The sequence below is a fragment of the Actinomadura sp. CNU-125 genome (assembly GCF_001942465.1).
Classification (GTDB): domain Bacteria; phylum Actinomycetota; class Actinomycetes; order Streptosporangiales; family Streptosporangiaceae; genus Spirillospora.
The window spans coordinates 25,276-38,474 of the sequence record NZ_MKJY01000569.1; the positions used below are offsets into that span (position 1 = coordinate 25,276).

Here is a 13,199-nt window from a genome sequence, read left to right on the forward strand (position 1 = left end):
AAGGTGCACTCCACGAGTTCATCGACGTCACCCGGCAGAACCGGGCCCGCTGCACCGCATCGGGTGCGCCTCCTTCACATCGTGTCGAAGAGGTTGGGGCGGCCGGCGCGGAAGCGCCGGGCGTCGAGCTCCTTGAGGCCGTCCAGTTCGGGCGGCCGGTAGAGCCGCCACGTCTCGACCCGCTCCGCCGGGGAGTCGGCCGCGTCCAGCAGGGCGTTGGCCGCGGCGCGCCCGGACTCGTTGGCGCCCTCCATCGTGGCCAGGTCGATGTTCGTCCGTACGTAGTCGCCCGCCATGAACAGGTTCGGGATCGCGGTGCGGGCCTCCGGCCGGTTCGCCCAGCTCCCGACGGTGTTCACCATGAGCGGCTCGTCGTTGACGTTGCCCGCGGCGGGTGGGCTCCAGGTGATGGCGGGGTCGAGGACCCAGGAGTGCAGCAGGTCGTCGGGCAGGACGGACCGGCCGGTGTCCTCCAGGTGGTCCTTCATCTGCGCCCAGCACTCCTTGGCGATCTCGGCCCGCGTGCATTTCTTGGCGGGTTTCCCGTACACAATTCCCGGGGTGTCCCAGTCGGAGATGTCCAGGGAGAGGCAGTCGCGACGGCGCCGTCGCCGTAGTCGCGGGGGGAGGTCGCGATCCCAGATCTTGCTCTGCAGGACCGCGGTGAGCTGCCACGGCGAGTCCATGTAGTTGATCTCCTGGCCCATGCCGCCGGGGGTGCGGCGCAGGAAGTACTGGAGGCCGTTCATCCACTCGGTGCGCAGCTCGTGCAGCGACTCCAGTTCCGGGGCGAGGGCGAGGACGGCCGGGGACAGGAGCAGCTTGGCCCGGTCGACGGGCATCGCGCAGACGAACCAGTCCGCGGCGGCGGTGCGGCGGCCGCCCGCCGCGTCCGCGAGCCGGACGGAGCGGACGCGGCCGCCGCCCGTCTCCAGCGCCTCGACGGTCTGCCCGACCTCGAACCGCACGCCGCGTCCGCGCAGGTACCGCACCCACGGGTCGATCCACGCCTCGTTGGTGGGCGCGTTCAGCATCCGGGCGAGGCCGCCGTCGGCGCCGAGGCCGAGCCCCGACAGCAGGAACGCCTCGCCCATCGCGCCGACCGTCCGGGTGCTGGCGATCCGCTCCTTGACGGCCACCAGCCCGCGCGTCAGGAACCGCGCCACGATCGCGCGGTAGTCCGCGGACGTGCCCTCGGCGCGCACGTACTCCCACCACGGGACGTTCTCCCACTCGCCGAACCGCCGCTCGTCGCTGCTGGTCAGGTAGACGATGAAGCGGTTGACGAACAGGGCGAGCTCGGACGCGGGGATGGCGGCGGCCTGCTCGATCAGGCCGGTCACCGTCTCGGTCAGCACGTCGAGGTCGAGGCCGTCGGGCGCCGTCAATTCGGGCACGATGATGTCGGACCGGCCGCCGTTGCGGGAGATCCGCGTCGAGGTGAGCGGGAGCAGGTTGTCGTGGACGCCGTTGGCGTTGCCCGCGAACGGGATGCGGCGCATCGTGTCCGGCACGTTGCGGTAGAAGCCGGGGAAGAAGCGGAACCCGTGCTCGCCCGGCAGGTCGCGGCGGCCGTCCGCGCCGGTGCCTTCCACCGGGATGCTCCGCGACTTGCCGCCCAGGGCCTTGCGCTCGAAGACGGTGACGGCGAATCCGCGTTCGGCCAGCTCGTGGGCGGCGGCCAGCCCGGCCATGCCGCCGCCCAGCACGGCGACGGTCCGTCCGCTCCGGCGGCCCGCCGCCGCGCGGGCGGACGCGCCGGGCAGCAGGACGCCCGCGCCCGCGGCGGCCGTGCCGTACAGGACGCGCCGCCGCGCGATGGCGTGCGGGCCGGATGGGTTCGTCGCGGGGTCGTCGCCGGTGGGGTGCCCGTGCGGCCTGCTCATGGTGTCTCCTCGAAGTGGGGGTGAGCCCGTCCGGTCGGGACGCGGTCAGGACTGCGGCAGCCGGGCCTTGAGGGTGCGGATGTGCTCGATGAGGCCGAGCGAGCCGGGGACGGTGCGGCCGAGCGACTCGGGCAGGGCGAGCAGCCCGAAGTCGAGGATGAACGGGTCCACCACGTGGAAGCTCGTGTCGATGCCGGGCCGCTCGCCCCGCAGCCCCTCGGGCGTCGCGAGCAGCGAGGACGGGCAGGTCAGCCTGGTGGTCCGCGGGTAGGAGAACAGGCCGGACGTCCGCCAGTCCGACAGTTCGATCGACGTCATGCACCCGAAGGTCTCCTCGGGGGTCACGCGTCCCACGACGCCCTGCCAGGTGCCGTCGCCCTTCACGACGCCGCCGAGCAGCGTGGCCGTGCCGTCCGGTTCGTGGGAGACGCCCCACTCCCATCCGGAGTAGCGCTGGTCGGCGACGTTGAACCGGCCCCAGTTGTGGTCGTGGTAGCCGCGCCATCCGGTCACGTCGACGCGCTCGGACGCGCCGGGCGGCCGGAGCCAGCCGTTCACGCGGCTCGTGGCGACGGGCGCGGTCCAGTACATGGTCTGGCCGTCGTAGCGGATCGGTCCTCCCGTCACTCCGGGGAGCGCGTTGTCGAACCAGATGTCGGCTTCGGCGAACAGCCCGTGCCAGCGCAGGTGGTAGGCGCCGCGTCCGGCGTCCCACTTCAGGCTGCCCGCGCTGCTCTCCACCACGGGACCTTCGGTCGCGGTCACCTTCGCGACGGGCTCCGGCAGGACCGTCTTCGGCCCGTCCTCGGGGTACCAGAAGATCAGCCCGGTCGGGATCGGCTCGGTGAACAGCATCGCGATGAAGGTGCGGCCCGTCGCGGGGTCCATCACGTGCGAGTACCACCACTCCGTGGTGGATCCGGGGTGCGGCCCGTCGTCGGACGGTTCGGCGAGCTTGCCGGGCACCTGCGTGAGGTCGGAGCGCTCGATGTCGGTGCGCGGGATCCATGAATCGGCGTCTTCGGCGGCCGGTGCGGCCGGTGCTCCGGCGGCCGGGAGGGCCGTGAGCGGGACGAGCGCGCCGGCCGCGAGCACGACTGCGGCGGCGGTGCGGCGGGCGGTGTGACGGGCGGCGGTGTGTCGACGTACCACGTTGAGCCTCCTCGGCTGAGCCCCCGTGACGTCCGGCCCTCGCTGGCGAGCCGTGGACCGAGTGTGATTCGGTCTCCGGACGCTGTCAAGCAGAGTGTCGACACACTGTCCGACAACGGCCGACGGAGGTACCCTGCCCCCATGGCCTCCACCACGCAGCCGCGCAGGAAAGTCCGGGAGCGGCGCGAGGACGTCCGGCGCCGGGTGCTGCGCACGACCGCGGAGATGATGGCCGACGGCACGCCGTACACCGAACTGCCCGTGCAGCGCATCGCCGAGCGCGCGCAGGTGGCACGGTCCACCTTCTACCTGCACTTCCCGGACAAGAGCCGGCTGCTGATCGCGCTCGCCGAGGAGGCGGTCGAGGCGCTGTTCGGCGAGGCCGTCATCTGGTGGCGGGCGGATCACGCCGACGGGGTGGACGGCGTCGCGCACGCCATGCGGCAGATGATCGCCGCGTACCGCGAGCACCGGCGGGTGCTGCGGGCCCTCGGCGAGGTCTCCGGGTACGACCCGGACGTCGCGGCCTTCTGGCGGCAGCGGATGCGGGGCTTCACCGAGGTCGTGCAGGCGCGGCTCGACGCCGAGCTGCGGGCGGGGACCGTCGATCCGGAGATGGACGCCGCGTCCACCGCCCAGGTGCTGATCTGGACGGTGGAGCGGACGATCTCGGCGCACTGCCACCACGACGAAGGCGGCGGCGACGCGCGGATGGCGCGCACGCTCGCCCGGACGATCTGGCTGACGGTCTACGGTGTGCCGCCCGCGCCGCCCGTCCGGGACCGCGCCCCCTGAACGCAGTCGGCGGACGCCCGTGCGTCCGCCGCGCGTCCCGTCGCGGTTCCCCGCTCAGCCGACGACGAGCGGGAGGGTCTCCCAGCCCCGGACGGTCGAGGTCTGCCCGAGCTTCGCGCCGTCCCAGTCGACGTCCCAGACCGGCCAGCGCTTGAGGATCTCCTCCATCGCGACCCGCCCCTCCAGGCGGGCGAGCGCCGCGCCCAGGCAGTAGTGGCCGCCGAGCCCGAAGGTGAGCTGCTGGCCGAGGTCGCGGTGGATGTCGAAGCGGTCGGGGTCGGCGTGCCGCCGGTGGTCGCGGTTGGCCGAGCCGATGATGAACAGCAGGGCGCTGCCCGCCGGGACGGTCCGGCCGTGGAAGTCCGTGTCCTCGTTGACGTACCGGGCGATGGAATGCCCGGTCGGCTCGTAGCGCAGCAGTTCCTCGATCGCGTTCGGGATCAGGGACGGGTCGCCCGCGAGCTCGCGGCGCTGGTCGGGATGGTGCGAGAGCACCGCGCCGATCCAGCCGATGAGCCGTCCCGTCGTCTCGTTCCCGGCGCCCGCGACGACGCTGACGTAGGTGAGGACCTCGTCGCGGGTGAGCGTGCGGACCTTTCCGTGCTCGTCCTCGAACTCGGCGTTGAGCAGGTCGGTCATGAGGTCGTCGGACGGGTGGTCCTTGCGCCAGTCGATGTACTCGCCGAACGCGTCGTTGGTGAGGGTCGCGCCCCCCTGGAGGTTCATCTGCCCGCCGTCTTCGGTGCGCAGGGCGTCGTCGGTCATGTCGCGGATGGCGGGCTGGTCGGCCTCGGGGATGCCGAGGAGCATGCCGATGACGCGCATCGGCATCTCGGCGCCGACCGCCTCGATGAGGTCGAAGCGGTCGGTGCCGACGAGCGGGTCGAGGACGGCGGTGCAGAAGCGCCGCACCTTGGGTTCGAGCATGCCGATGCGCCGCGGCGTGAAGACGCGGGAGAGCAGGCGGCGGTGGATGTCGTGGACGGGCGGGTCTTCGAAGATCAGGGTGCCCGACGGGATCTCCAGGCCCGACTGGATGATCTCCAGGATGTCGCCGCGGGACGAGGAGAACCTCCGCCAGTCGGGCAGGCCGCGCTCGCAGTCGGCGAACCGGCTGACCGCGTAGAAGTCGTGCTTCTCGTTGTAGTAGAGCGGTTCCTCTTCGCGGAGCCGCTCGTACATCGGGTAGGGGTTCTGAGCGAGTTTCGCGTCGTAGGGGTCCCAGTAGATCTCGCCGCCGGTCGTCACGGGCTGCACCTCCGGACTCGTGTGGATTCTGGCCGTATCGAGGGCTCAGCGGGCGGACCGGGACGCGCGCCGTCCGCGCACGCGCCGGGCGACGAGCACGCTCAGCAGCAGCAGCGTCCCGGCCGCCACGGGCGCGACGCGCTTGAGGGTTCCGCCGCCCGCGGCACCGAGCAGGTCGACCGGCGGGGCGGCCGGACGGGACGGCACCGGCGTCTCGGCCGGGCCGGACGCCCGAGCGGGCTCGGTTCCGCTCCCCTCCGCCGGGCCGGTCCCCTCTGCCGGGCCGGTACCGCCGTCGGACGGGGCACCGGCGGTCAGCTCGTCGGCGAGGTTGTCGGCGAACTGGCCGATGAGCGTGCCGGCCACCTCCGTGAGGGCGCCGCGCCCGAACTGCGCCGGCCTGCCGGTGATGGCGAGGTCGGTTTCCACGAGGACGTCGGTCGCCTCGCCGGACGGCACCAGCGTGCAGGTGACGACCGCCTTCGCGGTGCCGTTGCCGCGCAGCTCCCGGCCGGCGGCCTCCAGGACGGCGACCCCGGCCGCCTCGTCCTGGGAGACGAACGTGACGGTGCCGTTGTAGCTGAGGCCGATCGGCCCCAGCTTGACCTTGATCTTGCCGCTGTACCGGTCGCCGTCGCGTGCGGTGAGGGTCGCCCCGGGCACGCACGGCGCGATCCGCTCGATGTCGAGCAGCACTTTCCACGCCTCCGTGACCGGCACGGGGATGCTGAGGCGGTTCTCCAGCTTCATTCGAGTTCAGTCCTTTTCGTCGCCGCGGGCCCGGCCGCTGCATGGACGGCCGTCGCCTGCGGGCCTCGACGGGGCCGTACGCTGAGGCGAAAGCCTCGTCACAACGGTCCCCGCACACCGCGCTAAACGACTGTTTAACAGCCCTGTTCGGGGCCGTCAAGGAGAATAGATATATGACTTCGCCTCGCCGCATGGGCAGCGCGACCTCGAAAACGCGATTCCTGCTCCTGGACATCGCCGAACGGCTGATGCTGGAGGAGGGTTATGCCGCCGTGGGGGTCCGGCGCGTGGCGAGGGAGGCCGGTGTCAACCCGGCGCTGGTCCACTACTACTTCCGCACCTTGGACGACCTTTTCCTGGCCGTGATCCGCAGGCGCTCCGAGCAGGAGCTGGAGGCGCAGGCACGCGCTCTGGACTCCGACCGCCTGCTGCACTCCCTGTGGACCTACAACAGCCATCCGGCGGGGACGCGGTTGAACGTGGAATTCATCGCGCTGTCCAACCACCGCAAAGCGGTCCGCGCCGAACTCGTCAGTTATGCCGAGCGGGCGCGCGAACTGCAAATGGAGGCGCTCACCAGATATTTGAAGGCGCGCGGAATCGACGTCGAAACATTGCCGCCGCTCGCTCTCACCGTGCTGATCTCGACGGTTTCCCGAGCGCTCGCGATGGAGGACGCCATGGAACTCACCGCGGGCCACACCGAAGCCTTGGCCCTGGTCGAGCGTTACCTGCGGACGATCGACGACGCGCCCGCCCGGGAGGCGGACTAGGTCTCCGGGGTCCGCGCGGACCCCGCGGGGGCGCACGCGGGCACGTCCCGTCCATGTCCACCTCAGAGAGTAGCGTTCACCTCAAGTGAGAACGTTACTATCAGCGGGCGCGATCCGCGAGAGGCCCGGCCGCTTCGGATGCGGCCGGGCCTCCTCCGGCGCGGTGTCCGGTCAGTTCTGGCCGACGTCGAACTCCCAGTGCCAGGGCTCGTACGGGTTGCTGTAGGCCCAGTCGGGGTGGATCCAGCCGTACTCCCCGGCGTTGTCCTCCAGCCACTCGAACTCGGGCGTGTCCTCCTCTTCGACGCCGCCGCACAGGTCGGCGGCCAGGCCGAGGCCGTGGTTGCTGTTGCCCGGCGCCGCGGCCATGCCCGCCGGCATGCTCTCGTACAGCTCCTCCTGCCGGTCATAGCTGCGGTAGGAGCTCCGGACGCACATCTCCTCGCCGAACTCCTCGTGGTACGCGGCGTTCAGCTTGTAGAAGGCCGCCGCCGCGTCGGCGCGCAGCGACTCGTCCTCCTGCGGCAGGGGGCACAGGTCCTCGTCGGGGATCCGCCCGTTGGAGTATTCGATCTCGGCCGCTTCCGCCGGCTCGCAGTCGGACGGCAGCACCGGCGGCGCGTCGTCCTCGCGCTCCTCCCGCTCGTCCTCGCGGTCGTCCGAGGCCGCGGGTCGCTGGCTCTGCTCGGTGTGGTTCGCCGAGAGCGTCGTGCCGCCCGGCCCCCCGGGGTCCGTGCCCCCGCCCGTCGACGCCAGCGCGACGGAACAGGCGAAGATGCCCGCGAGGGCCATACCGGCCATCGGGGCGGAGACGTTCTTGATATGCCGACCTATCACGGCTTCTCCTTCCATGCCGCCTACCGGGTTAGCTGACGGATTCGGGCATGGAAGCCGCCCTACGACGTCTCCGCGGTCTCCGCGGTCTCCTCGATCGGACGAAACGTCGATTCACCCCTGCGAGCGCGCCGCGGGCCGTCGGCCCGGACGTCGATCGCGCTGGTTCCCCGGCTCCGCGCGGCGCGCGGACTCGGCGTCGCCGCCGTCGTCTCATCGGGACGACGGCGGACACTGATAGCTGTTTTCGGCCCCATCTAGGGGCGATTTGGGACCTGACCGTACCAAAGACCCAAGGGAGTGCAAACAGCGAGCCAAGCGCGGGCCTTCAGGCCCGGAGATAGCCGATGACCAGGTCGGCGAGCTCGTCGACGATGCGCTCGCGCGGCACGGACGGGCGGTCGAGCACGTACCGCACCGAGACCGAACCGACGATTTCGGTCAGCATCCACAGCGTCGCGTCGATGTCCAGATCGTCGCGGAACTCGGACCGGTTCAGCAGCAACTGGACCCGGACCAGGTCGGTCAGCCGCCGCTGCAGCCCCGCGAGCTTGTCGAACGGACCGAGCCGCGGGATCTGCTCGACGATGATGCGCAGCAGGTCGGCGTGCTCCTCGAAGAGCCGGATCTGGACGTCGAGCAGCGCGCGTCCGGCGATCGGCCACGGCTCGTGCATCGCGGCGTCGATCTGGGCGCCGAGCCGCTCGGTGAGGTGGTCGGCGAACCGGTCCACCACCGCGACCATGATGGCGTCCTTGTTCGGAAAGTACTGGTAGAGCGATCCGTTGCTGATGCCGGCGGCCTCGGCGATGCGGTTGGTGGACGCGCCGTCGTAGCCGCGCTCGGCGAGAACGCGAGCGGCGGCGTCCAGGATGCGCTCGACCGTGCGGCGCGAGCGGTCCTGCCGGGGGATCCTCCGGGGTGTCAGGCCAGGTGGGCGGCTCATCGGCGACCTCACAGGAAACGCGACTTGTAAGCGACTACTTATTCGCGTTCAACTTATCCCGACGCCCCCTGTCTGCGGAAGGATGACCGAGGAGATGACGACCGAACAGATCGCTCTCGCCCGCGAACCCGAAGAATCCCGAGAGCCCGGCGACCCCCGAGAGCGCGTGCGCGAACCCGTCCCGTTCGGCCCGGGATCGATCCTGTGGGAGCGGATGGGCCTCTACAGCTCCGCGGTCGCGGGCAACAGCGTGTTCATCCTGCAGTCCATGCACCCGGCGATCGGCACCGTCGTCGACCGGCTGTCGAGCTTCCGGACGGACCCGGTGGGACGCGCCATGCGCAGCTTCGCGTCGGTGCAGACCTGGGTCTACGGAGGCCCGGAGGCGATCGAGGAGGGCCGCCGCCTCCGCGAGATGCACAAGCCGCTCAGCGCCGTCGACGAGGAGGGGCGGCGGCACCACGCGCTGTCCGCCGAACCGTGGGCGTGGGTGCACCTGACCGGTTTCTACGCCGCCGTCGTCGCCGCCCGGTACTTCGCGCCGGAGCCGATGAGCGACGCCGAGCAGCAGCAGGTCTACGACGAGTTCCTCGACCTCGGCCGCATCCTGCGGGTGCCCGAGCGGATGTTCCCCGCCACCATCGCCGACTACTGGACCTACTTCGACGACATGGTCGATAACACGCTCGTCCCGCACAAGGTCGCGCTCGAAGTCCTGAAGCGCATGGACGAGGTGCCGCCGAACGTCCCGTCCCGGCTGCGGCCGGTGGCGACGCCGCTGAGCGCCGTGGGCGGCAGGCTCGGCCGGTTCATCACCGTCGGCACGCTGCCGCCCGCCGCCCGCGCCAAGCTGGGCCTGTCCTGGACGGCCTCGGACGAGCGCCGCCTGCGGGCCGTCGGGGCGATCATCGGCCGCGGCACGCCGCTGCTGCCCGAACGGCTCAAGTACATGCCCATCGCGTACCGCGCCCGGGAGGCCGCGCGGGCGCAGGAGAAGCTGCGCAAGGTCCTCGACGAGCGCCCGCTCTGACCGTCTCAGCGGCGGGCGTGGCGGCCGGCCAGCCGGGCGCGGTGCCGCGCGGGCGTGCCGAACAGGGAACGGTCGAGCGCGGCGCGCTTCAGGTACACGTGGATCCCGCTCTCCCACGTGTACCCCATCCCGCCGTGCAGCTGCATCGCCTTCCCCGCGACCTCGACGGCGGTCGTGCAGGCGTAGGACTTCGCCATGGACGCCGCGATGGTCGCGTCCGACGGCGAATCGGACGCGTCCGCCGCGTCCGCCGCGTCCACGTCCGCCGCGTCCACGTCCGCCTGGGCCCGGACGGCCGCGGCCACGAGCTCGCGCGTCACCGTCACCCGCACGAGCATGTCCGCGCACGCGTGCTTCACCGCCTGGAAGGAGCCGACCGGGCGGCCGAACTGGCGCCGGTCGCTCGTGTAGGCGACGGTCGCGTCGAGCATGGCCTCGGCGAGCCCGAGCGCGTCGCAGGCCACCGCGACGGCCGCCCGGTCCCGGAGCCGCTCCAGGGCGTCCGGGACGGCGAAGCGGTGCAGCGCCCCCGGGCGGACGGCGGCGCCGTCGGCGACGACCCGTCCGAGGCTGCGGGTGGCGTCGACGACGGGACGCTCCTCGACGACGAGGTCCGCCGGATCGACGTCGGCGACGACGGCCGTCCCGTCCGGTTCGAGGGCCGGGACGAGGAGGCGGTCGGCGGCCGGGGCGTCGAGGACGAACCCGGCCGTACCCTGCAGGCGCGTGCCGTCGACGAGACGGAACCCCCCGGTGCCTTCGGCGTCCATCGCGACGACGGGGACCGTCGTGCCCGCGACGGTCGCGCGCAGCAGCCCGTCGCGTCCGGGGTCGGCGCGCAGCAGGCCGAGCGCCCCGATCGCGAGGGCGGCGACCGACGGGTAGGGGCCGGGCGCCGCGGCCCTGCCGATCTCCCGCAGGACGACCGCGACCTCGGCGAACGTGCCGTCCGCGCCGTCGAACGCGGCCGGGACCTCCAGACCGGGCCAGCCGGCGTCGGCGATCGCCGGCCAGTCCGCCGACCCGGCGAGCAGGCCGGCCGCGGCGGCGCGCAGCTCGGCGTGGAACTCCGACAGGTCGGCGGTCATCGGCCCTCCCTCGGTTCGCGGGGCAGGCCGAGGCCGCGCTCGCCGATGATGGTGCGCTGGATCTCGCTCGTGCCGCCCGGGATCGTCCATTCCCACGAGGCGATGAAGTCCAGCGGCCAGGCGCCCGACTCCCATCCGCTCGACAGGGGTTTGCGCAGGTCGGTATGGGCGGCGAGCCCGGCGACCTCGGTGCCGAGGCCGGTGACGCGCTGCAGCAGCTCGCTGTAGAACAGCTTCACGATCGAGGCGTCCGCCGGGCCGGGCCGGTCGTCGGCCACGAGCTTCGCGCAGAGAGCGCGCAGGCCGGTCAGCTCGGTCTCCAGCTCCGCGAGCCGGTCGCACGTCGCCGGGTCGTCAAGCGCGCCCGTCCGGCCGCACAGGTCCACGAGCCGGCGGAACCCGCCGCCGAGCCGCTCGGCGAGTTCCAGCATGGTCATGCCGCGTTCGGCGCCGAGGGTCTCCTGCGCGACCCGCCAGCCGTCGTTCTCCGGCCCGATGCGGTTCGCGGCGGGGACGGCGACGTCGTCGAGGAAGATCTCGCAGAAGTGCGACTCGCCGGTCGCCTGCCGGGTGGGGCGCACGTCGATGCCGGGCGTCCGCATGTCCATCAGGAAGTAGGAGATGCCGCGCCGCTTCGGCGCGTCCGGGTCGGTGCGGGCCAGCAGCAGGCACCAGTCGGCGTGCGCGGCGCCGCTCGCCCAGCATTTCTGGCCGTTGACGACGTAGGCGTCGCCCTCGCGGCGCGCGGACGTCCGCAGCGCGGCGAGGTCGGATCCGGCGTCGGGTTCGGAGAAGCCCTGGCACCAGATCTCGCCGTCGAGGATCGCGGGCAGGTGCCGCCGCCGCTGCGCGTCGCTCCCCGCCGCGAGCAGGGTGGACGCCGCGTGGTGGATCGAGACGAACGCGAGGACGAGCCGGGGCGCGTCGCAGGCGGCGAGCTCCTGGTAGAGCACGGCCTGTTCGGGGACGGGCATCCCGCCGCCCCATTCGGCGGGCCAGTGCGGGACGGCGAACCCGGCCCGGCGGAGCTCCTGGAACCATTCCTGCTGGAAGGCCGCGAACTCCTCGTCCGGGACGCCGGTCTGGGCGCGCCGCCAGTCGCCGGGGACGTGCTCCCGGCACCAGTCGCGGACGCCCGCCCGGAAGTCGTCGAGGTGGGCCGCCGTCACCGGTCGCCTCCGGGGAAGAGGCCGGTGAGCCCGCGGCGGCCGATCTCGGCGGTCAGCCGGTCGCGGGTCGCGGACAGGCCGAGCGGCAGGCGCCGGATCGGGCGGCTGTACCGCGACACCCACGACAGGGCCGACTCGTCGCAGAAGCCGATGGCGCCGTGCAGCAGGTGCGCGGTGCGGAACACCGCGTCGGCCGCCTCCAGCGCCGCGACCCGCAGCGCGAGCGCGTCGTCCAGCGCCTCGGGCAGACCGGCCTGGACGCTCCACAGCGCGTACTTCGCGAGTGCTTCGACGCCGCCGCGTTCCACTTCGGCGTCGGTGAGCTGGAACTGGACGCCCTGCTGCTTGGCGAGCGGACGGCCGAACTGCTCGCGGGCGAGGACGTGCGCCCGGGTGAGGTCGATGGCCCGGTCGAGCATCCCGAGGAGCGTCCAGCACGGCAGGACGAGGCCGAGCGCCACGTCGTCCCTGCCGTCCGCCGCGCCGTCCTCGTCGAGCGGGCGGACGTCGAGCGCGGTGACGAACGCGGACGCGCGCGGCCCGTCCACCGGCGGGAGGGCGGTCGCGGCGCCGCGGCGCGTCGAGGGTCACCGCCGTCCAGCGCAGGTCGAGCCCGTGGGAGCTGGGCGCGCCGGTCGCGTGGCGCGAGCACGTGGCCGCGCTGATCCGCCACCACCAGGTGCCGTTCTGGGCGCTGGAGCGACCGGACCTGCAGCAGATCGCGTTCCGGGTGAGCCTGCTGGCCCGCAACGACGACCTGGTGCTGCTGGCGTCGGCCGACATCCTCGGCCGGATCTGCCCCGACACCGACGAGCTGCTCGACAACGTCGGCCTGTACGGGGAGTACTGCGCCGAGCAGCAGTGCCTGGACGGCCCGCGCGCGTTCCCGTCCGACCACGCCCGGTTCTGGTACTTCCGCAAGCCGGGCCGCGATCCCGGCTACGCCGCCTACGACGACACGCGGCTGACCGCGACGATCCTGTCGGGCCTGCCGGGCGCGGGCAAGGACACCTGGATCGCCGCGCACCGCCCGGACGTGCCGGTGGTGAGCCTGGACCGGCTGCGGGCGGAGCTGGGCGTCTCCCCCGCCGGGGACCAGCGGGGGGTGGCGGCGGCCGCGCACGAGCTGGCGCGCGGGCATCTGCGGGCGGGACGCTCGTTCGTGTGGAACGCCACGAACGTGTCGCGGCAGCAGCGGGAGCTGTGCACGGGCCTGGTCGCGGGGTACCGGGGGCGGGTGGAGGTGGTGGCGCTGGAGGCGCCGCCGGAGGTGCTGCGGGGCCGCAACCGGGGCCGCGCCGCGCCCGTCCCGGACGCTGTGATCGACCGGCTGGTGCGCCGCTGGGAGCATCCGGACCCGACCGAGGGGCACCGCGTCGACTGGCTGAGCACGGCCTGACCCGCGGGGCGTTTTGACAGGCGGCCGCGCGCGGCGCAGTGTTCGCCGGATGGACGACGGTGGACGGGTCGCGCTGGTCACGGGGGCGGGTTCGGGGATCGGCGCGGTGGTCGGCGCTCGCCCTGCTGA

12 protein-coding genes, 1 pseudogene and 1 riboswitch are annotated in these 13,199 nt (G+C 72.7%); of the genes and pseudogenes, 4 read left to right on the forward strand and 9 right to left on the reverse strand.

Features of this window, described 5'->3' with window-relative positions:
* Positions 1-74: 74 nt before the first annotated feature.
* The gene (locus BJF79_RS42980) at positions 75-1,886 is read right to left on the reverse strand and encodes an FAD-dependent oxidoreductase (RefSeq protein ID WP_083734662.1); all 1,812 of its coding nucleotides are present in this window, start codon (positions 1,884-1,886) and stop codon (positions 75-77) included.
* Positions 1,887-1,931: 45 nt separating this feature from the next.
* Positions 1,932-3,038 carry a hypothetical protein gene (locus BJF79_RS42985; RefSeq protein WP_075906112.1) on the reverse strand — a complete coding sequence of 369 codons (1,107 nt, stop codon included), beginning with the start codon at positions 3,036-3,038 and terminating at the stop codon, positions 1,932-1,934.
* A 141-nt stretch (positions 3,039-3,179) separates the two neighbouring features.
* On the opposite strand from BJF79_RS42985, the gene BJF79_RS42990 reads away from it, so the two are divergent.
* A complete protein-coding gene (locus BJF79_RS42990) occupies positions 3,180-3,833 on the forward strand; it encodes a TetR/AcrR family transcriptional regulator (RefSeq protein WP_075906114.1) in 654 nt (217 codons plus the stop codon).
* Positions 3,834-3,887: 54 nt separating this feature from the next.
* Here BJF79_RS42990 and BJF79_RS42995 read toward each other — a convergent pair whose 3' ends face one another.
* Both BJF79_RS42995 and BJF79_RS43000 read right to left on the reverse strand, forming a co-directional pair.
* Entirely contained in the window at positions 3,888-5,081 is a 1,194-nt protein-coding gene (locus tag BJF79_RS42995; RefSeq protein WP_075906116.1) for a cytochrome P450, read from the reverse strand.
* Between the two features lie 45 nt (positions 5,082-5,126).
* Complete coding sequence (locus tag BJF79_RS43000) at positions 5,127-5,831, reverse strand: SRPBCC family protein (protein WP_075906118.1); 705 nt, start codon at positions 5,829-5,831, stop codon at positions 5,127-5,129.
* 191 nt (positions 5,832-6,022) lie between these two features.
* Here BJF79_RS43000 and BJF79_RS43005 point away from each other — a divergent pair, with 191 nt between their 5' ends.
* The gene (locus BJF79_RS43005; protein ID WP_262403443.1) at positions 6,023-6,604 is read left to right on the forward strand and encodes a TetR/AcrR family transcriptional regulator; all 582 of its coding nucleotides are present in this window, start codon (positions 6,023-6,025) and stop codon (positions 6,602-6,604) included.
* A gap of 171 nt (positions 6,605-6,775) precedes the next feature.
* On the opposite strand, the gene BJF79_RS54695 is transcribed toward BJF79_RS43005, so the two are convergent.
* Both BJF79_RS54695 and BJF79_RS43015 read right to left on the reverse strand, forming a co-directional pair.
* Positions 6,776-7,441, reverse strand: a complete 666-nt coding sequence (locus BJF79_RS54695; protein ID WP_262403444.1) for a D-alanyl-D-alanine carboxypeptidase family protein — start codon at positions 7,439-7,441, stop codon at positions 6,776-6,778.
* 3 nt (positions 7,442-7,444) lie between these two features.
* Positions 7,445-7,647, reverse strand: a riboswitch (cyclic di-AMP (ydaO/yuaA leader).
* A gap of 119 nt (positions 7,648-7,766) precedes the next feature.
* Entirely contained in the window at positions 7,767-8,384 is a 618-nt protein-coding gene (locus tag BJF79_RS43015) for a TetR/AcrR family transcriptional regulator (protein ID WP_075906124.1), read from the reverse strand.
* A gap of 94 nt (positions 8,385-8,478) precedes the next feature.
* Here BJF79_RS43015 and BJF79_RS43020 point away from each other — a divergent pair, with 94 nt between their 5' ends.
* Complete coding sequence (locus tag BJF79_RS43020) at positions 8,479-9,414, forward strand: oxygenase MpaB family protein (protein WP_083734663.1); 936 nt, start codon at positions 8,479-8,481, stop codon at positions 9,412-9,414.
* Positions 9,415-9,419: 5 nt separating this feature from the next.
* Here the strand turns inward: BJF79_RS43020 and BJF79_RS43025 are convergent, their stop codons facing one another.
* From BJF79_RS43025 to BJF79_RS43035, 3 genes are read right to left on the reverse strand one after another with little or no spacing between them, the layout of a single operon-like run.
* Positions 9,420-10,502: an acyl-CoA dehydrogenase family protein gene (locus tag BJF79_RS43025; protein WP_075906126.1), complete on the reverse strand. Its 1,083-nt coding sequence runs from the start codon at positions 10,500-10,502 to the stop codon at positions 9,420-9,422.
* Positions 10,499-11,671: an acyl-CoA dehydrogenase family protein gene (locus BJF79_RS43030; protein WP_075906128.1), complete on the reverse strand. Its 1,173-nt coding sequence runs from the start codon at positions 11,669-11,671 to the stop codon at positions 10,499-10,501. The genes BJF79_RS43025 and BJF79_RS43030 overlap by 4 nt, the downstream gene beginning before the upstream one ends.
* A complete protein-coding gene (locus BJF79_RS43035; RefSeq protein WP_143220883.1) occupies positions 11,668-12,219 on the reverse strand; it encodes an acyl-CoA dehydrogenase family protein in 552 nt (183 codons plus the stop codon). Before BJF79_RS43035 ends, BJF79_RS43030 begins: the two co-directional genes overlap by 4 nt.
* A gap of 8 nt (positions 12,220-12,227) precedes the next feature.
* On the opposite strand from BJF79_RS43035, the pseudogene BJF79_RS43040 reads away from it, so the two are divergent.
* Positions 12,228-13,070 (forward strand): annotated as a pseudogene (locus tag BJF79_RS43040) (AAA family ATPase); the annotation flags it as partial.
* Positions 13,071-13,199 lie beyond the last annotated feature (129 nt).